The sequence below is a fragment of the Prosthecobacter sp. genome (assembly GCF_034366625.1).
Lineage (GTDB): Bacteria > Verrucomicrobiota > Verrucomicrobiia > Verrucomicrobiales > Verrucomicrobiaceae > Prosthecobacter.
Genome location: NZ_JAXMIH010000023.1, coordinates 588,886 through 605,725, shown reverse-complemented (window position 1 = coordinate 605,725; position 16,840 = coordinate 588,886). Strand labels below are relative to the sequence as shown.

Annotated in this window: 19 protein-coding genes; 3 read left to right on the top strand and 16 right to left on the bottom strand. The window is 61.0% G+C overall.

Annotation, left to right across the window (positions count from 1 at the left end):
* Positions 1–2: 2 nt before the first annotated feature.
* The 12 genes from U1A53_RS23040 to U1A53_RS22985 form a co-directional block, all read right to left on the bottom strand.
* Entirely contained in the window at positions 3–1,496 is a 1,494-nt protein-coding gene (locus U1A53_RS23040; RefSeq protein ID WP_322284218.1) for an efflux RND transporter periplasmic adaptor subunit, read from the bottom strand.
* 4 nt (positions 1,497–1,500) lie between these two features.
* Complete coding sequence (locus U1A53_RS23035; protein ID WP_322284217.1) at positions 1,501–2,874, bottom strand: TolC family protein; 1,374 nt, start codon at positions 2,872–2,874, stop codon at positions 1,501–1,503.
* Positions 2,875–2,926: 52 nt separating this feature from the next.
* Positions 2,927–3,160, bottom strand: coding sequence for a hypothetical protein (locus U1A53_RS23030; protein WP_322284216.1), 234 nt, complete (start codon positions 3,158–3,160; stop codon positions 2,927–2,929).
* Positions 3,161–3,299: 139 nt separating this feature from the next.
* Positions 3,300–3,482 carry a hypothetical protein gene (locus U1A53_RS23025; protein WP_322284215.1) on the bottom strand — a complete coding sequence of 61 codons (183 nt, stop codon included), beginning with the start codon at positions 3,480–3,482 and terminating at the stop codon, positions 3,300–3,302.
* Positions 3,483–3,561: 79 nt separating this feature from the next.
* Positions 3,562–3,939, bottom strand: coding sequence for a hypothetical protein (locus U1A53_RS23020; protein ID WP_322284214.1), 378 nt, complete (start codon positions 3,937–3,939; stop codon positions 3,562–3,564).
* Between the two features lie 79 nt (positions 3,940–4,018).
* Entirely contained in the window at positions 4,019–4,324 is a 306-nt protein-coding gene (locus tag U1A53_RS23015) for a hypothetical protein (RefSeq protein WP_322284213.1), read from the bottom strand.
* A gap of 115 nt (positions 4,325–4,439) precedes the next feature.
* Positions 4,440–5,009, bottom strand: a complete 570-nt coding sequence (locus U1A53_RS23010; RefSeq protein ID WP_322284212.1) for a sigma-70 family RNA polymerase sigma factor — start codon at positions 5,007–5,009, stop codon at positions 4,440–4,442.
* Positions 5,009–5,488, bottom strand: coding sequence for a periplasmic heavy metal sensor (locus U1A53_RS23005; protein ID WP_322284211.1), 480 nt, complete (start codon positions 5,486–5,488; stop codon positions 5,009–5,011). Before U1A53_RS23005 ends, U1A53_RS23010 begins: the two co-directional genes overlap by 1 nt.
* A complete protein-coding gene (locus tag U1A53_RS23000) occupies positions 5,485–5,832 on the bottom strand; it encodes a hypothetical protein (RefSeq protein WP_322284210.1) in 348 nt (115 codons plus the stop codon). The genes U1A53_RS23005 and U1A53_RS23000 overlap by 4 nt, the downstream gene beginning before the upstream one ends.
* Positions 5,833–5,974: 142 nt before the next feature.
* A complete protein-coding gene (locus U1A53_RS22995; protein ID WP_322284209.1) occupies positions 5,975–6,238 on the bottom strand; it encodes a hypothetical protein in 264 nt (87 codons plus the stop codon).
* A gap of 42 nt (positions 6,239–6,280) precedes the next feature.
* Positions 6,281–8,398, bottom strand: a complete 2,118-nt coding sequence (locus U1A53_RS22990) for a multicopper oxidase domain-containing protein (RefSeq protein WP_322284208.1) — start codon at positions 8,396–8,398, stop codon at positions 6,281–6,283.
* 104 nt (positions 8,399–8,502) lie between these two features.
* On the bottom strand, positions 8,503–8,871 hold the full coding sequence (locus U1A53_RS22985; RefSeq protein WP_322284207.1) for a hypothetical protein: 369 nt from the start codon (positions 8,869–8,871) through the stop codon (positions 8,503–8,505).
* Between the two features lie 208 nt (positions 8,872–9,079).
* Between U1A53_RS22985 and U1A53_RS22980 the strand changes: the two genes are divergently transcribed.
* On the top strand, positions 9,080–9,310 hold the full coding sequence (locus tag U1A53_RS22980; RefSeq protein ID WP_322284206.1) for a hypothetical protein: 231 nt from the start codon (positions 9,080–9,082) through the stop codon (positions 9,308–9,310).
* A 77-nt stretch (positions 9,311–9,387) separates the two neighbouring features.
* Here the strand turns inward: U1A53_RS22980 and U1A53_RS22975 are convergent, their stop codons facing one another.
* On the bottom strand, positions 9,388–9,693 hold the full coding sequence (locus U1A53_RS22975) for a hypothetical protein (protein ID WP_322284205.1): 306 nt from the start codon (positions 9,691–9,693) through the stop codon (positions 9,388–9,390).
* Positions 9,694–9,969: 276 nt separating this feature from the next.
* Between U1A53_RS22975 and U1A53_RS22970 the strand changes: the two genes are divergently transcribed.
* A complete protein-coding gene (locus tag U1A53_RS22970) occupies positions 9,970–10,158 on the top strand; it encodes a hypothetical protein (protein WP_322284204.1) in 189 nt (62 codons plus the stop codon).
* Positions 10,159–10,699: 541 nt separating this feature from the next.
* On the opposite strand, the gene U1A53_RS22965 is transcribed toward U1A53_RS22970, so the two are convergent.
* Positions 10,700–12,679 carry a heavy metal translocating P-type ATPase gene (locus U1A53_RS22965; protein ID WP_322284203.1) on the bottom strand — a complete coding sequence of 660 codons (1,980 nt, stop codon included), beginning with the start codon at positions 12,677–12,679 and terminating at the stop codon, positions 10,700–10,702.
* 101 nt (positions 12,680–12,780) lie between these two features.
* On the opposite strand from U1A53_RS22965, the gene U1A53_RS22960 reads away from it, so the two are divergent.
* Positions 12,781–13,098, top strand: a complete 318-nt coding sequence (locus tag U1A53_RS22960) for a hypothetical protein (RefSeq protein ID WP_322284202.1) — start codon at positions 12,781–12,783, stop codon at positions 13,096–13,098.
* Between the two features lie 143 nt (positions 13,099–13,241).
* Here the strand turns inward: U1A53_RS22960 and U1A53_RS22955 are convergent, their stop codons facing one another.
* Together U1A53_RS22955 and U1A53_RS22950 are read right to left on the bottom strand one after the other, a co-directional pair.
* A complete protein-coding gene (locus U1A53_RS22955) occupies positions 13,242–13,682 on the bottom strand; it encodes a hypothetical protein (protein ID WP_322284201.1) in 441 nt (146 codons plus the stop codon).
* A gap of 26 nt (positions 13,683–13,708) precedes the next feature.
* Positions 13,709–16,837 (bottom strand): efflux RND transporter permease subunit, encoded by a 3,129-nt coding sequence (locus tag U1A53_RS22950; protein ID WP_322284200.1) that lies wholly within the window; start codon positions 16,835–16,837, stop codon positions 13,709–13,711.
* Positions 16,838–16,840: the final 3 nt, after the last annotated feature.

Here is a 16,840-nt window from a genome sequence, read left to right as displayed (position 1 = left end):
GCTTAGTGCTTGTGCTCGACAGGTTTCGGCGAGGCATGGCCTTCATGGCCTGTCGCTGCGGCAGGTGCGACGGCGGGCTTCGACTCAGGGGGGGCACCGTGTTGATGGCCTGCGGCGGGAGCCTGGCCTTTCGCGTAAAACAAGCTGGGTAGTCCCTGAATTTGAAACTGGCTGTCGAGCAGAAAATTGCCGCGCACCGCCACCTTCTCGCCCTCCTTCAAACCGGCGAGCACGGAGTAATAATCACCCGCACGCGGGCCGAGCTTCACCTCCATCGGCATGAACTGGCCTTGCGCATGCTCCACATACACGAGCTTGCGCGTGCCGCTGTCGAGCACGGCGGCGATGGGCACGGCGAGCACGTTCAGCTCGGCATCGGTGGACTTGGTTTTGCCACCGGGGATCACCGTCAGTGCCATGCCACAGCGCGGACAAGCACCGGCCTGAGCCTGTAGAATCTGCGGATGCATCTGGCAGGTGAACTGGCCGCCGAGGCCGGTGGGCGCGGCTTTGCCATCCGCCAGCACCCGCACACGAATCATGGCGCTGACAAACATGCCGGGCTTCAGCTTTTGATCGGTGTTGGCGATGTTCACGAGCACCTTCACCGTGCGGCTTTCTTCGGTCAGCACGGGATTGATGAACCAGATGCGTCCGGTGAACGATTCACTGGGATAAGCCTCCGCCTGGATCGTCACATCCTGCCCCTGCTGCACCCAGCCCAGCTCGGACTCGTAGATGTCGAGATAGACCCACAGGGACTCCAGATTCGCCAGCTTGTAGAGCATCTCGCCGCTTTTCACCATGGCCTGCTGCACGGCCATGCGCTCGGTGACGGTGCCGTTGATGGGCGAGAACAAGGTGACGCGCTCGCTGACTTTGCGCTTCTGCACTAGATCATCCACCTGCTCCTGCGTGAGGCCCCAGCGCAGCAGTTTCAATTTTGACGCCTCAATCAATGCGTTGTTTGCCGGACCTTCGAGACCGACGAGCAGTTCCTTCTGCGCGAGGACGAGGTCAGGGCTGTAGATCTCCACCAGATGATCGCCCTTCTTCACCTGCACGCCGGTGAAGTCCACATAGAGCTTTTCGATGTAGCCCTCGACGCGGCTGTTGATCACGGCGAGCGCAGACTCGTTGTACTGCACCTTGCCGACCGCGCGGATTTCATGCGTGATCTGGCGGCGCTGCACGGGCACGGTTTCCACGCTCGCCATGGCGCGGGCGTGTTCGGAAAGCGTGAGCATGGCCTCCGGCTCCGGGCTCGCCTGGCCTTCTTTCTTCGGTGTTGCTGCCGTGGCTTTGGTGAGGATCAGCGGCATCTCGCATATTGGGCACTTACCCGACTTTGGCAGCCTCACCTGCGGATGCATGGAACAGGTCCAGACCTGACCGGCAGGAGCAGGCGTTCCGGCATCATCGCAGCTCAAGCTGACAAACACGAGAGCCGCCGCGATGCTGGCGAGCAGGATGCGATGGATGGATGAAGCGGACATGATGTTACCTCCTGGATGGATCGAGAAAAGGAGCGCCCGAGGGCGGCACGCCCATGACTTGCAGTGACAGATCGGCCAGCGCCAGCTCGCGCTTGATGCGTGCCTCGACCTCGGCCAGGCGGAACTCCAGCAGCGTGCGTTGCGCGTCGATCAAGTTGATGAAATCCGTTCCGCCAGTGGAATAGCCCGAACGCGCCACATCCAGCGATTGCTTCGCCTTCGGCAGCAGGCTGTTTTGCAGCAGCGCCAGCAGCCGGGTGCTTTCGCGATACTGGTAGCTCTTCATCGCCACCTCCACGGTCAGCGCGAGACGTTCATTGGAGAGGCGGGCTTTCGATGCGCCTTCCAGATGGCGTGCGCCTGTGATCTCTGCCGCGATCTTGTCGCGCCAGATGGGCAGCGTCATGCCACCCAATGGCCGCACCATCACGGGAGACGCCTTGACATCGGCCATCACTCCCAGCGCGAAATCAGGGATGCGTGTGCGCTGCGCCTGCGTGATGGCGGCCTCCGCGCGTCGCACATCGGCCTCCATGGCCTTCAGGCGCGGATTTCGCGCCAGCGCCGTTGCGAGAACCCGGTCGCCACTGGTGGAAAGCGGTGACGATTGCAGCGCCCGAGGCAGCGGCGGGGTCGGATCACCCGCGCCGAGTCCAAGCGCGGCCTTGAACTGCGTCACGAACCACTGTCGCGAGTCGCGCAGATTGGTCAGCTCGGTTTGCAGCCGCTCTTTCTCCATCTGCGTGCGCAGCAGATCCTGCAACGTGCCCTTGCCCACCTCCGTGCGCGATTGCGCGAGCTTTTCGAGGTCTTGCAGCAGCGTCACCATCTCCTGGTTCACGCGGATGCGCTCATCCACCAGTCGCAGCTCATACCACGCCTTCTTGAAGCCATAGGCGACTTGCAGCACCGCTGTTTCAAACTGGAAATACTTCATCCCGCTCTCCGCCGTGGCCGCATTCGCCGCCGCGCGCAGCTTGCCCGGTCCTGGGAAATCCATCATCAGCCCCGGCATCAATGCCATGATGACCTTCGTGATGTCTGCCTGGAAAGTCAGCCGTGGATCAGGCAGCGAACGCTCGCGGGTGATCTTCTCCACCGACGCCAGCCATTCGTAATACGCCGCCTCGACCTGCGGATGCTTGTAGATGGCGTGACGAACAAACGTCTCCGGCGAACCACCGCCACGCAGCGCTGGCAGACTCGGCGCGGCATCTGCCGGGCGATACTTGCTCAGCACCTTCTGCACCCGCTCCCTTGAATCACGCTCGCCCGGCGTTTTGATGCCAACACAGGCGGCTGAAAAGCCACAGGCCGCTGCCAGAACGATGCGAGCAACTCGCACCGACGCCCGGCCATGTGTGGGAGATTTCATCATATCGAGTCAATGCCATGGGGCATCACCATCTTCCTTCAAGGCCATTGATAGGTCATGGTTTCAGCTTCGCCATGTATTTGGCGGGCTCTTTGTTAAAGTCATCCAGGCACGATTTGCAGCACAGGCGAACTTCGGTGCCCTCATGCATGAAGACATGGGGTTCTCCCATGCTGTCGAGTTTTTCACCGGAGACGACGCAGGTGGTGAGCGGGTAGGAACCGGCATTCGATGTTTTGCCGCAGGAAGAGAGACCGAGGCAGAGGAGGAGTATGGGAATGGCTTTCATGGTGTGGATGATGGCATGTTGTTGCATTGGCAGAGATACTTCGGCTTCGGGAAGTCCTCTGGTTGTCGTTCTTTCAGCACTGGTGCCCGACGGGAACGGATGGTGGCAATGGGGTATAACCCTGCTTTGGGTTGGCGCGTCATCTCAGCGGACGACCGGGCATGTCTTCATCGTCCATCGGGGAACTGGCTTTGGGGCCAACTCCCATGTTGTGCGTTCCTGTCCCGGAACCAGGATGGGAACTCTTACAGCCGGAGCTGGTGAAGCTCACGAGGAGGGCAACGCTCAGCGCGGCCAAGGTGGATTTCAGTGTCGTTTTCATGATGTTGGTGTGTTTCAATTTCTTACCTTTGTCTTTCTTTCTGTTTCTCTTTGTTGAAAAAATTGGGTTCGCACATTCACTACCCGTTATGCGACGGAAGCGGCGTGGTGCTGCTGCCTTCCCCGTCATCCTCACGCGGTGGATTAAGCAGCATGATCTGGCTGACGTAATCCGGACCGAACAGCGGGTTGTGGTGGCTAAGTTGAACACGCATACCGGCCTTCAAGTGAGCAGGCGAGATGTCAATGTGACCGTGCCTGAACTTGGCCCATTCCGAATAGACGAAGCGGCGCACTGGGCCGCCATCCTGCGCGAAAACGATCCATCGGGTGGAATGATCGACGCTTTGGATAACACCGGCCATGGCGATGCCAATGGGCCGACGTGCCGCAGCCGTGGATGGCATCCAGAGGGTGACGAAGAGAGCAAAGCCGCAGAGTTTGGTCAGGATGTTCATGGTGTTAGTGCCTTGGTTGTGAGGGAAGGGCCGCCCGCATCTGCAAGCGCAGGCGGCCCAAGGGGATTCGGTCACACGACTAGTGCTGCGTGCAATGATTCAGCGTGCCGCCGCAGGTCTTGCAGGTGTGCCGGGTGAGGCTGCCGGTCTTCAACCAGGCGACGACCTTGTTTTCGCAGTCTGCGCAGTCCATGCTGCTGGCAGGACGCAGGGTGACGAAGCCTTTGCCGCCAGGAGCTGACGAGGAGGCGGGGGATTTGAAATAGACGGTGCCGCATTTGTTGCAGCTCACGGCGCTGGTGGGAGTCGAGGACGGAGCCTGACAGGAGACAAGGGCGACTGCGGCGAGGCCGAGGAACAGGGAGCGGATGAGTTTCGTTTTCATGATGTGTGTTTGGTTTGAGCTTGCGGCAGTCGATCTGCCTTCACTGCGACAAACACCACCGGCGGTGCAAACCCTTGAAAGGGCCAAGAACAGCCTTCACCGCCGCAAGATCGGCTCAGGCGTCGAAATCCTTTAGCACGCTCTTGAGGATCTGCCGCGCGCGGTAGATGCGCGTCTCCACCGCCTTGCTGCCGCAATGGGCCGCCTCGGCAATCTGCGCATAGCTCAGGTCCTCATAGGTGAAGAGCAGCATGGCCTCGCGCAGATCCGGCGGCAGCGCCGCGATGGCGGCTTCGATGGCATGCAGACGCTCGCCATTGTCCATGTTCGCATCGGGAGAAGACTGGTGGTCGGGCGTTTCGCTCCCGGCTCGTTCTTCGTCCTCAAGAGCCACGGTCGGATGACTGCGACGCCAGCGCTGATGATTGCGGGCGAGATTGGCGGCGATGCGGAACAGGTAGGTGGGAAAGGCCGCGCTGGGCGAGTAGGAGCCACAGTGCTGGTAAAGGCGCACGAAGGTCTCCTGCGCCAGATCCACGGCGGTGTCAGGATCACCGGTCATGCGTTTCAGGAAGGCGGCCACCTTGTCCCGCCAGCGGTTCATGATCTCGTTCAAGGCCAGATCGTCCCCGGCAGCGAGGCGCTGCATGGCGAGGATGTCGGCGTCGGGAGGAGCCTCGGGCATCAGCGGGAACGGGAAGATTCGCTGTCACGCGGGAGCCTGAGGCCCAGCACATGGGGCAGCAGGGTGTCGAGATAATGCTTCGCCTGCTCCGGCGTCATGCAGGCGGCGGTCTGCCGCACATGCGCCAGCATGGCCTGCTGGCATTCGACCTGGAGTTCGGCACGGGTTTTAAGCGCTGCCGATGGATCCTTCTGCGGATCGCGCATCACCGCCCTCAGCGCGGCTTCCGCCTCTTGGGCGCGCATGCACAGCTCCTGGCATTTGGGCCGATAAGCCAGATGAAGCGCCTTCACCTTCTCAAACTGCGCCTCGTCGAGCCGCAATCGCTGTCGCAACCACTCCAGTTCCGGCAGCAGGCTTTCACGCTCCTGCGGCATCGCATTCGAAACCGGCTGCTCACGCAGCCAATAGTGCGAGCAGAAGAACATGCACACACCAAGAGCCAGGGCGATGACCAGGATGAACTGCCCGCGTCTCATGGCATATTCTCCTCGATGCTCTGCAGCAGCGGGTGAATGGACTCGACATAGGCCATTTCAGCGGCTTCCGCATTCTCCACCTGTCCCCATCCACCCAGCAATGCACCCAAGGCGATGCTGGCAGCAATCGTCAGCGCAGCAGGCAGCGGGCGTGCCAGCGTGGCAAACAGCGACTGCGCAAGCCGGCTGATGCAGGCGCGGAAAGTGAGGGATGCCTCCACCTCGATGCGGGACCAGACTTCACGCCCGAAAGAGTCCGGCAGTTTGATCTGCGCAGGCGTCTGGCGGAGCACACGGTGGAGTTCATCATCATTCATGACAGGGGTGTTGGAAGACGATTTCATCGTGAGACTGGTTTCGCCGGGATTCAATCAGACAAACACCGCCGGTGCCTCAAACCCTCTGAAAACATGGCCCCCTGCGGCGCTTTACCAGCAACAGCGCAAGGGAGGCACATTCCAGAGCAATTGCCGCAGCGGGTGAAGCCTATTTCTTGAGCTTCGCCAGATACTTGGCCGGATTGGCCTCGAACTTCTTGATGCAGGGCTTGCAGCAGAATTTGATCTCCTGGCTGTCGTAAACCTTGGTGATCGGCTTGCCCATGCTGCCGAGTTCGTTGCCGCTCACGAGGCAGGTTTTAAGCGTGTAGGGCCTCACGTCGGCTGCGACCGCAGGTGTAGGCGATGAACAGGACGCGAGGGCGAAGCCAAGCAAGGCAGTGGTGAGCAGAGTGCGGAGTTTTGTTTTCATGATGTTGGGTGGTTTGGGGTTTTGACATGATGACGTGCGTCATCAAAAGCGGAACAGCAGCCCGGCCCCGAGGCCGAACTGCGAATGATACTGGGCGATGAGCGAGGTGCGGCGCGTGAGCGTGCAGTCCGCGCCAGTGGTCCATTCCCAGCGCGTGTTCGTGTCATACTCCACGCGGCCCCAGACACCGAGACGCGGGGTGAGCTGGAAGCGCTTGGCGAGGGTGAACCTGGCGTCGCCTTCACTGTCGAGACTGACATTGGCCCAGACCATGAGCGGCAGGCGGTAGTTGATGCCTACGACGGCCCGGTTTTGCGCATCGGGATCGTTGGTGAAGCGTCCGCCGACGAAGGCCTGGAAGTTCATGTTGAAGTAGCGCTGGTAGAGCGCGTCGATCTCGTATTCAGGATTGTCCACGCCCTGCCAGCCGACTTCCCAGGCCAGCAGGAGATCGTTCTTCGGATTCATGAGCGTGAGCAGCCCCTCACTCATGTGCGACTGGATCGAGGCCGCGCCCCAGACGTAGGCCATGTCGTGGCTGTGCTCGCCGAGACCGGCGGAGTGATGCAGGCTGTGGTTTTCGGGAGTAGGTTCGGCCTGCGTGGGCGTTTTCCGGCTAAAGCCGGGACTCCGAACTTCATCCTCATACCGGAACACCCGCGCCATGCCGCTCATCATGTGATAAAGGATGTGGCAGTGAAACATCCAGTCCTTGGCCTCGTTCGCCTCGAACTCGACCGTGCGTTTGCTCATCGGCGGCACATCCACGGTGTGCTTCAGTGGTGAGTGGCGGCCGTTGCCCATCAGCAGGCGGAAGAAGTGGCCGTGCAGATGGATCGGGTGATGCATCATTGTGTCGTTCACCAGCTCAAGCTCGATGATCTCGCCACGCTTGATCATCACATAGGGCTCTTGCGCGATGGTCTTGCCGTCGAAACCCCAGATGTAGCGGTTCATGTCGCCCGTCAGGTGCATCGTGATCTTACGGCGTGGCAGTTTCGCAGGCAAAGTCGTGTCCTTCACTGACCGCAGCACACGATAGGGCGATCCAGGTCTTGGTAGCTTCAAAGAGGCGCGCGCATCGTCCTCCTGCTCCTCCAGAGCGAGATTCAACATCTCGTCCATTTGATAGAGATTCGGCTTCGGCGGATCGGTGGCCGGTTTGAGGCCTCCAGAGCCAAAAAAGGCCGAAACATGCCCGCTGCCATCCTGCGTGGTGGCCCGCAGCTCATACTCACCACTGGCCGGAATGGTGATGATCACATCATACGTCTCCGCAATCGCCATGAGGAAGCGATCCACCTGCACCGGCTGCACCGGTGGTCCGTCAGCAGCGACGATGGTCATCGGTCCGGCCGAAGAGTTCAGATAAAAATACGAGGCCGCCGAGGCATTCACGATCCGCAGCCGCACACGTTCGCCGGGCTTGCCCTCGATCTGTGTCTGGCGCTGGCCATTGATGAGAAACGCGTGATAGCCCACGTCGGACACGTCCATCGGCATCATGCGGTCCCATTCACGCTGAAAGTAGTCCTTCAGGTTGCCGCGCTGCCACGCGCCGAGGATGGACTGCGAGTTCCGCCGCATCAGCCCGAAGTAATCGCTGCCGCGCATCAGCATGCGCATGACCTCCATGGGGTCCGTGTTGGTCCAGTCAGACAGCACCAGCACCTGTTCGTGATCCGCCTTCACCGGCTCGCCGCCACGCGGCAGCACCACGATGCTGCCAAACACGCCGTTCTGCTCCTGCAAGTGCGTGTGTGAGTGATACCAGTAGGTGCCGCTGTGCCGCAGATCGAAGCCAAACGTGTGCGTCGTCCCCGGCTGAATGGGCGGCGTGGTCACATGCGGCACGCCATCCTGCTCATTCGGCAGCAGCAGGCCGTGCCAGTGAGTCGAGGTCGTTTCGTGCTTGAGCTGATTATGAACACGGATGCGGGCGAAGTCGCCCTCACGAAAACGCAGCGTCGGCCCTGGAATGCCGCCATTGATGGTGAAGCCGCGCACCGCCTTGCCCGCCGGGCTCACAGTTTGTTCAGCGATGATGAGATCGTATTCCACCACCCGCTGGCCGGCGGCAGGTTTCGGAGTTTTGCAGTTGTCACAGGCCAAGACGGCCAAGGGAGGCCAGAAGAGGGCGAGAAGGAGAAAGCGTTTCATGGGGAATCGAGTCGTTGAAGGTTCACGGAACCACGCCCGTGCGCTCTGATGTCCCTGAGGGAATCGCGATGCGCGGGCACAATGCGTCTGTCAGAGACGCCAGCTCAATTCAGGAGCGAGCAGAACAGCACTGGCAAGCGGACCTGCTGCGGCTGTTTCGCGAAATCACGCACCACAGAGCGCGCTCCGTCATCATCCAAACTTCTCGGCGGGCGTGCGGAAAGCTTCGACTCATGCGAAACCACCCAAACCACCTGCTGCATCAGCTCGCGTCCGCTCGCAGGCGGCACCTGGGCCGGTTCAGCCGGAACCGGAGCCCCCGCACAGCCGCAGGCATCCATGTCCGTCTCCCCCAGCGAAGCGCAGCAGCTCATCCCGCATTTTTTCACCGCCGTCTCACGCAGCATGGCCTGCGCAGGCCACGCCTGCGCCAGCAGCGCGAAAAGAACAACGATGGAACGGAGGAGTGTCATGGCTTCAGCAGTGCAGACGCACCTTGTGATGAATGGTTACGCTAAAAATTCCCGCACGGCCTCTCATTTCTTGGCTTCTCCCCGGCTTGCGCTGGCACCGGCAGGATCTGCCAGAGGGCATGAATAGACCGCCCACAGGATCGTCGAAGCCCGGACTCTCTGCTCCCCACAGAGCTGCGGGTCGCTTCAACCACAGCCAACATCCATCATGAACACATCCAGCAAACTCAATCGCCCGCTCACCTGGGCCGGTGCGGCGCTCGCACTCGTCACTATCATCGCCTTTGCCATGCCGGCTCAGGCGGCTTCTCTGTTCGACAAGGCCACATCCACGATCCACGAGCATCTGTGCCGGCGCTTCTGCGGCCATCACCACCATCACCACGGCCATCAGTGGTGTGGCGGTTACGAGCACTTCTGGTGCCCCGGGCACCATTAAAGCATCTGCGGTGCCACCCAACCGGAGGCCGCCGGCGGGAAAACGCAGGCGGCCTCATGGATGAGGCACCGTCAAGACTAATGCAGTGCACAGTGATTCAAGGCACCGTTGCAGGACTTGCAGACGTGCCTCGTCAGGCTGCCAGTCTTCACCCACGCGATGACCTCGTTCGCACAGTCCGGGCAGTCCATGCGGCTGCTGTCACGCAAAGTGACGTAACCTTTACCGCCCGAGCCTGGGGCGCTGGAGGGAGCCTGGAAATAGACGGTGCCGCATTTGTTGCACGTCACGGCACTGGTGGGCGTGAGCGCGCGGGCCGGAGCCTGGCAGGAGGTCATGAGACCGGCAACGCAAAGGCCGCAGATCATCAGGAATGTTTTCATCAATGTTTTCATACGTTTTTTGGGTGTGCTTGTTGTTCGTTACTCTTCCAGCGGTCTGGAAAGGAGGCGAAAAGGCGAAAATAGATTCTCTCGCCGTTTCGTGGCAGACTGCACGTTGCCTGACACGCCTGGCTTTATGCCATGGGGTGTAACCCTACCGTGGTAGCCAACACCAAAAAGCCGCAGATAGGCAGGACAGAGCATGCCGCGACAGACGTTAACAGACAGACGGGAAGCCCCTGTCTTCCCCCATTCCAACCCATAACCACAATCGATATGAAACTGACATCCATCCTGACCGTCCTTGCCATGAGCTGTGCTCTCGCCATCGGCGCCCCGGCGGAGAAGAAGTACAAAGAAGGCGGCTGCTGTGACAAAGCGCAGAAAGCGGGCGGCAAGTGCGAGCATCCCTGCTGCGTGAAGGCAGAGAAGGACAACAAGGTCTGCGAGAAGTGCAACAAGTAGCGCGCTCCCCCATTCCTGTTGGTGTGAAGAACCAGCCTGCGATGCAGGCTGGTTTTTTTGTTCCCCTTCCCGCCCCACCTTCCCCTAGGTCACACTCAAGGGCGGCGGAGACGCGAAGAAAAGGAGCGCGGGCTTCAGCCCGCAGCGGGTCGTCGGAGTGATGACGTTGGGAAGGTCGTGGGCGCTCCCGAAGTGGCGGAGCGCTGCGGGCTCGGAGGCCCGCGTTCCTCAGAGCTGCGGCGCTTCGATGCAGCCGACCCTTCCCGCGCACGATGCGCACAAAGATGTCGATCTTCGGCCTGCGCACCTGCTTCTCCACATAGCCGACCATTTGCAGACTCACCTTGCCGGTGGCGGCCACCTGATTCTGTGAGAGTCCGGCCTCCATACGCATGTCTTTCAAGATCTCGGCGATCAATTCGCAGAGGAGGTCGCTTTCGATGATGGCAGGATGTTTAGGCATAGCGCGCATTCAATGCCACCCCTCCGCCTCTCGGCATTTCACAGTTGTGAATCAACGGCTGCAACACGCATTATTTCTTCATTGGATGTCCCGCACGGACGTGTCACCGCCGCGCAGAAGTCGCAGCGAGTTCACAATGACGAGCAACGTGGCTCCCGTATCCGCCAGGATGGCGAGCCAGAGACTGGTGTGGCCGGTGAAGGCGAGGATGAGGAAGACAGCCTTGATGACGAGTGCGAAGGCGACGTTGAACTGGATGATGCGCAGCGTGCGACGGCCAAGCGCGATGGCTTCAGCCACGCGGGTGAGGTCGTCTTTCATGAGCGCCATGTCGGCGGTCTCGATGGCGGTGTCGCTGCCGATGGCCCCCATGGCAATGCCGACACTGGCGAGCGCGAGCGCGGGAGCGTCGTTCACGCCATCGCCGATCATGCCGACGTACTGGTGCTCGGCCATGAGGCGGCGGATGTGCTCGATTTTTTGCTCGGGCATGAGGTCGCCATAGGCTTCGTCAATGCCAGCCTGTCTGGCGATGGCATCGACGGTGCGCTGGTTGTCGCCGCTGAGCATGACGACTTTTCGCACGCCTGCGGCATGAATGAGCCGCAACGCCTCGGGTGCTTCGGCGCGCATCGTGTCGCCGATGGCGAGGATGCCGAGGATGGCTCCGGCGCAGCCTTCATGCGGCGTGTGACCGAGGATGGCGAGGGACTGGCCTTTGCTTTCTATTTCGTTGAGTCGCGCCTCGATCTCCGGGCTGCACAGGCCCAGTTCATGCGCCATCTTGTGATTGCCGATGAAGTGTGGGTGGCCTGCGATGACGGCGGTGGCTCCGCGACCGGTGACGGATTGATATTGCGAGGACTCGCTCCAGGAAATGTTTTTGCTTTTTGCGGCAGCGACGACGGCCTGCGCCAGCGGGTGCTCGGAATACGCATCTATCGCGGCGGCACGCCGCAGCACTTCCCCTTCATTCAAATCGCTGACCGGAATGACGCCGGTGACCTGCGGTCTGCCCTGCGTGATGGTACCAGTTTTATCCACCGCGAGCGCGCGCAGCTTGCCGACGGCTTCCAGATGCGCACCGCCTTTGATGAGCACGCCGCGCCGTGCGAGCGCGGTGAGGCCGGAGACAATCGAAACGGGCGTGGCAATGACGAGCGCACAGGGACAGGCGATGACGAGCAGCACCAGCGCACGATACGTCCACTCTGACCATGCGGCACTCGTGAGCAACGGCGGCAGCAAGGCAACCAATAGCGCGACCACGAACACAGCGGGCGTGTAGATGGCAGCAAACTTGTCCACGAAGCGCTGCGTGGGTGCTTTCTGCTCCTCAGCTTCTTCGACCAGCTTGATGATGCGGGCGAGTGTGGAGTCACTGGCGGCTTTCGTGACGCGCACCATCAGCGAGCCTTCGCCATTGATGGTGCCCGCGAAGACGGGATCGCCCGGTTTCTTCTCCACCGGCACGGACTCGCCGGTGATGGGCGCTTGATTCACGGCGGAGTCACCCGTCATGACCTCGCCGTCCAGCGGCACGCTGCTGCCGCTGCGCACACTGATCTCCGCACCGACCGCCACTTCAGTCACTGGCTTTTCGTTGAACGCGCCGCCCTCACCACGCACCATCGCAGTCTGGGGTGTGAGCTTGAGCAAAGCAGCGATGGCGCGTCTGGCCCGGCCGACGCTCCAGGATTCGAGCAGTTCCGACAGCGCGAAGAGAAACACCACGGCGGCGCCTTCCGCGCCTTCACCGACGAGCCATGCGCCCGTCACAGCCACGGTCATGAGCATATTCATGTCGAGCCGCAGTTTTTTCAGCGCTCCCCATGCCGCAGGCACGACGAGCAGCCCGCCTGCAACGGTGGCAATGGCGAAGCAGATCATTTGCACCCCAGCGGGTCCGATGCCGAACCAGCCCAGCAGCAACCCGAGTGTGAGCAGTGTGCCTGAAGTGATCACCAGTGCATTGCGCGGCAGCGATGTGGCATCATGCCCGTGCTCACAGGAGCCGCAGGACTTGGATTCGGCATCAGCGTGTTCATCGGTGTTCATAAAAAATAAATGCGTGAATCTCGAATAGCCGCGGCAGCCCCTCGTCTCATGATCACGCCGCAAGAATGCGGCAACAAATCAAAAGCAAACCACCACTCCTCATGAAAAAGATCATCACCCTGCTGGCTGTCGTCGCCGGCTTTGCCGTCCTCACTCCTGCCACCAGCCAGGCACGCGATGGACACGGTTCTTACAGTCGCAGCTATTCCCACACCTGCGGTTCCTGCCGCACACCGGTTTACCGCGAACGCGTCTGCACCGGCCATGACCGCCACGGCCACCCCGTCTATGGCTATCGCACCGCGAGCCATAGCTGCCGCCCAAGCTACGGTCATGGCAGCCACGGCCATGGCTCCAGCCACGGCAGCAGTCGCGGCCGCTTCAGCCTGCCGGGTTTCTTGTTCGGTTTTGGCCGGTAGTCGCCATTCATCGGATCTGAGAGACAGCACACACATCAAAGCCCATCAGAGAGTGATCTCCGGTGGGTTTTTTGCTTGGAGGGGGAATGAATCAGCAGCAAAAAACCGGCGCGGGATGAGCGCGCCGGTGATGGAATGGTGGGTTATTTCTTTTCGGCTGCCGGTTTGCACTCGCAGAGCCATTCGGCCTTTTTGCATTCCTCGCAGGTGCTGGTGTTGTATTCCAGACGGGCGGTGACGGCCTTGGCGTCGGGGCTGTTTTTGTACTGGAGGATGAGCCATTCGCCGGCTTTCACGACGGGCACGACGAAGCCCTTGGCATCCTTTTCCACGGCGAGCTTGACGGGCTTGTCGCGTTCGCCGGTGGTGGCGGTGAGCGTCTGCTTGTCCATGGCGACGGGCTTCTTGTCCTTGTCGAGCAGGGCGATGTGGAACTTGTCGCCTTTGACGATGACTTCGCCGTGCATGGTTTCGTTTTTGCTGAATTCAAGGATGCGGCCTTTGTTGGGACCGAGTTCGACGCCCTCATGCGCGAACGCGACGGCGGTGAAGAGGCTGAGGAGGGTGATGAGTCTGGCTTTCATTGGGTGTGTGGTGTGTTGGTTGGGTTTCACTGCGCTGCGAGAGTAGGCCCCGTCACAGCAGATTCGGCGGCCTTGCGGCCAAAGAGGTAGAACACGGCGGGTGTGATCATCAGATCGAGCAGCGTGCTGCTGATGAGGCCGCCGACGATGACGACGGCGACGGGATGCAGGATTTCCTTGCCCGGCTCATGCGCGGCGAGCAGCAGCGGGATCAAAGCGATGCCGGCGCTCAGGGCGGTCATCAGTACGGGCACGAGCCTCTCCAGCGTGCCGCGCACGATCATCTGACGGGTGAAGCCTTCGCCCTCATACCTCATGAGGTGCAGGTAATGGCTGATCATCATGATGCCGTTGCGCGCGGCCACACCGCCGACGGCGATGAAGCCGACGATGGTGGCGATGCTGATGTTGTTGATGAGCACCCAGGTCAGTCCGAGCGCGCCCATGAGCGCGAGCGGGATGTTCAGCATGACTTGCAGGGCGAGCGAGACGCTGCGGAAGTAGCCATAGAGCAGGATCGTCACGGCGATCAGCACCAGGAGGAAATAGAAGGCGATGCGCTTCGCCGCGGCCTGCTGGGCCTGGAACTCGCCCTCAAAGCGGAGAAAGTAACCTTCGGGCAGCTTCACTTTTTCCTTCACGGCGGCGTCCCATTGCTCCACGAGGGATTCGAGATCGCGCACGGCGGTGTTGGCACCGATGACAATGCGGCGCTGGGCGTTTTCGCGATTGATGACGTTCGGGCCTTTGCCTTCACGAATGTCGGCCACGAGCCGCAGCGGGATGCGCTGGCCGCGATCCGTCTCGATGAGCAGCTCGCCAAGTTTCTCGGGTGAATCGCGGAAGGACTCCGGCAAACGCATCACGAGATCGACCGTACGCTGGCCTTCACGCAGTTCGGCCAGCGTTTTGCCGCCGAGGAGCGTCGAGACTTGTTCATTGAGTGTTCCAGGCTGCACCCCGTATGCGACGGCCCGCTCGCGGTTTACTTCGATCTTTATTTGGGGAATCGGCACCTGGGCTTCAAGATTCACATCGGTCAGGCCAGGAATGGTTTTGGCGAGATCGCGGATCTGCGCGCCCTTTTCGCGCAGCACTTCGAGATCAGGGCCAAAGATCTTCACGGCGATCTTCGCCGACACGCCGCTGAGCATGTGGGACAAGCGGTGGCTGATGGGCTGGCCGACATTGAGGAAGGTGCCGGGGATGGCTTTGAGCTTCGTGCGAATCTCGGCGAAGACCACTTCACGCGATCTTCCTGTGTCGTTGAACTCCACATCGAACTCGTTCACGCTCACCGGCATGACGTGATCGTCTTTTTCGGCACGTCCGGCACGGCGGCCCACGCTTTTGACTTCGTCGATGCTTTGCAGCAGCCGCACACCGACCTCGCCGACTTCATTCGAGTGAGCGAGCGAGGTGCCGGGCGCGTTGGCGAGCGAGATGGTGGCGCTGCCTTCATTGAAGGCGGGCAGGAATTCTTTGCCCATCATCGGATACAGCATGAACGCGGCGATGAGCAGCACACCTGCAAAGGCGATGACGAGCACGGGCACACCGAGTGCGACACGAAGAAAAGTGCGCTCAACAAGCCACTTCATGCCTCGAACGAGGAATCCATCGTGATGCCCGCCTGACTGGGACGGTTCGTTCTTCATGCGCAGCAACAGCGAGCAGAGAACGGGGATCACGGTGAGACTCACAACGAACGAAGCCGCCATGCTGGTGATCGTGGCGATGGCAATGGGCGTGAAAAGTCGGCCTTCAATGCCTTCCAGGCCCAGCAACGGCAGGAAGACGAGGATGATGAGCACGGTGGCGTAGAGGATGGAGTTTCTCACTTCACCGGAGGCGGAGGCGATGACTTCCAGCGCTGGCTTTGGCGCAGTGCTGGCAGCGTTCTCCTTGAGCCGGCGATAGACGTTCTCCACATCCACGATGGCATCATCCACGACCATGCCGATGGCGACGGCGAGGCCGCCGAGCGTCATGGAGTTCACGCTGATGCCGAAGAGCTTGAAGATCAGAATCGTGACCGCAAACGACAGCGGCATGGCCGTAAGCGTGATCGCGGTGGTCCGGAAGTTCAGCAGGAAAAGGAACAGGATGATCGTGACCATGATCGCGCCGTCGCGGATGGCCTCTTTGAGATTGCCAATGGCGTGCTCGATGAAATCGCCCTGACGGAACATGATCTCGGCGGTGACTCCGGCGGGCAGCGTGGGGCGCAGCTCCTCCAGCGCGGCTTCGATCTGCGAGCTAAGCTTCAGCGTGTCGAAACCAGGAGCTTTATCGATGCTGAGCACCACGCCCATCGTGCCATTCACGCTGGCGTCGCCGCGCATCGTCTGCACGGCATGTTTGACCTCCGCCACATCGCTGATGAGCACGGGGCGGTTGCCGACGGTCTTGACGACAGTGTGGGCGATGTCTGTCAACGACGTGGTCATACCGAGATTGCGTACCATGATCTCACGCGGCCCGGCTTGCAGGTAACCGCTCGTCGCATTGCCCGCCGCACGACTCACAGCGGTCTCGACTTCTTCAAAGGTGATGCCAAAGGCCGCGAGACGGTTTGGATTTGGCTGCACCTGGATCTGCTTCACGCCACCGCCGATGGTCAGCACCTCCGCCACACCACCGATGCTCTGCAAACGCCGCTTGATCGTCCAATCCGCCAGCGTACGCAAATCCATCGGCGCTATCTTGCCATCCATGCTGCGCAGACCGACGAGCAGAATCTCGCCCATGAGCGAGGACACGGGTGTCATGCCCGGCTTGGCACCTGCGGGCAGTGTGTTGAGCACGGATTGCATGCGCTCCTGCACGAGCTGGCGTGCGCGATAGATGTCCGTGCCCCAGCCGAACTCGGCAAAGACGAGTGAGAGACCCACGTCGGAGTTCGAGCGCAGTCGATCCAAGCCACCGACACCTTGCACCGCACTTTCCAGCGGCTGCGTGACGAGGGTTTCGACTTCCTCCGGCGCAAGCCCGGGCGCTTCGGTCAAGATCGTGACGGTTGGCTTCGTCATGTCCGGCAGCACTTCGACGGGCAACTGCGTGAGCGTTTGCCAGCCGAACAACAGCACCAGCAGCGCCGCCATGAGAACCAGCGGGCGATGATGCAGCGAAAGGCGGATGAGCTTGTTGAGCATGGG

Bases quoted from the DNA above. Each gene is read 5' to 3' on its own strand.
- U1A53_RS22975 (WP_322284205.1), bottom strand. From the start codon at position 9,693: ATGAAAACATTCCTGATGATCTGCGGCCTTTGCGTTGCCGGTCTCATG.
- U1A53_RS22990 (WP_322284208.1), bottom strand. From the start codon at position 8,398: ATGAAACGCTTTCTCCTTCTCGCCCTCTTCTGGCCTCCCTTGGCCGTC.
- U1A53_RS23015 (WP_322284213.1), bottom strand. From the start codon at position 4,324: ATGAAAACGAAACTCATCCGCTCCCTGTTCCTCGGCCTCGCCGCAGTC.
- U1A53_RS22970 (WP_322284204.1), top strand. From the start codon at position 9,970: ATGAAACTGACATCCATCCTGACCGTCCTTGCCATGAGCTGTGCTCTC.
- U1A53_RS22950 (WP_322284200.1), bottom strand. From the start codon at position 16,837: ATGCTCAACAAGCTCATCCGCCTTTCGCTGCATCATCGCCCGCTGGTT.
- U1A53_RS23000 (WP_322284210.1), bottom strand. From the start codon at position 5,832: ATGAAATCGTCTTCCAACACCCCTGTCATGAATGATGATGAACTCCAC.
- U1A53_RS23040 (WP_322284218.1), bottom strand. From the start codon at position 1,496: ATGTCCGCTTCATCCATCCATCGCATCCTGCTCGCCAGCATCGCGGCG.
- U1A53_RS23025 (WP_322284215.1), bottom strand. From the start codon at position 3,482: ATGAAAACGACACTGAAATCCACCTTGGCCGCGCTGAGCGTTGCCCTC.
- U1A53_RS23035 (WP_322284217.1), bottom strand. From the start codon at position 2,874: ATGATGAAATCTCCCACACATGGCCGGGCGTCGGTGCGAGTTGCTCGC.
- U1A53_RS22965 (WP_322284203.1), bottom strand. From the start codon at position 12,679: ATGAACACCGATGAACACGCTGATGCCGAATCCAAGTCCTGCGGCTCC.
- U1A53_RS23030 (WP_322284216.1), bottom strand. From the start codon at position 3,160: ATGAAAGCCATTCCCATACTCCTCCTCTGCCTCGGTCTCTCTTCCTGC.
- U1A53_RS22960 (WP_322284202.1), top strand. From the start codon at position 12,781: ATGAAAAAGATCATCACCCTGCTGGCTGTCGTCGCCGGCTTTGCCGTC.
- U1A53_RS22980 (WP_322284206.1), top strand. From the start codon at position 9,080: ATGAACACATCCAGCAAACTCAATCGCCCGCTCACCTGGGCCGGTGCG.
- U1A53_RS23010 (WP_322284212.1), bottom strand. From the start codon at position 5,009: ATGCCCGAGGCTCCTCCCGACGCCGACATCCTCGCCATGCAGCGCCTC.
- U1A53_RS22955 (WP_322284201.1), bottom strand. From the start codon at position 13,682: ATGAAAGCCAGACTCATCACCCTCCTCAGCCTCTTCACCGCCGTCGCG.
- U1A53_RS22995 (WP_322284209.1), bottom strand. From the start codon at position 6,238: ATGAAAACAAAACTCCGCACTCTGCTCACCACTGCCTTGCTTGGCTTC.
- U1A53_RS23020 (WP_322284214.1), bottom strand. From the start codon at position 3,939: ATGAACATCCTGACCAAACTCTGCGGCTTTGCTCTCTTCGTCACCCTC.
- U1A53_RS22985 (WP_322284207.1), bottom strand. From the start codon at position 8,871: ATGACACTCCTCCGTTCCATCGTTGTTCTTTTCGCGCTGCTGGCGCAG.
- U1A53_RS23005 (WP_322284211.1), bottom strand. From the start codon at position 5,488: ATGAGACGCGGGCAGTTCATCCTGGTCATCGCCCTGGCTCTTGGTGTG.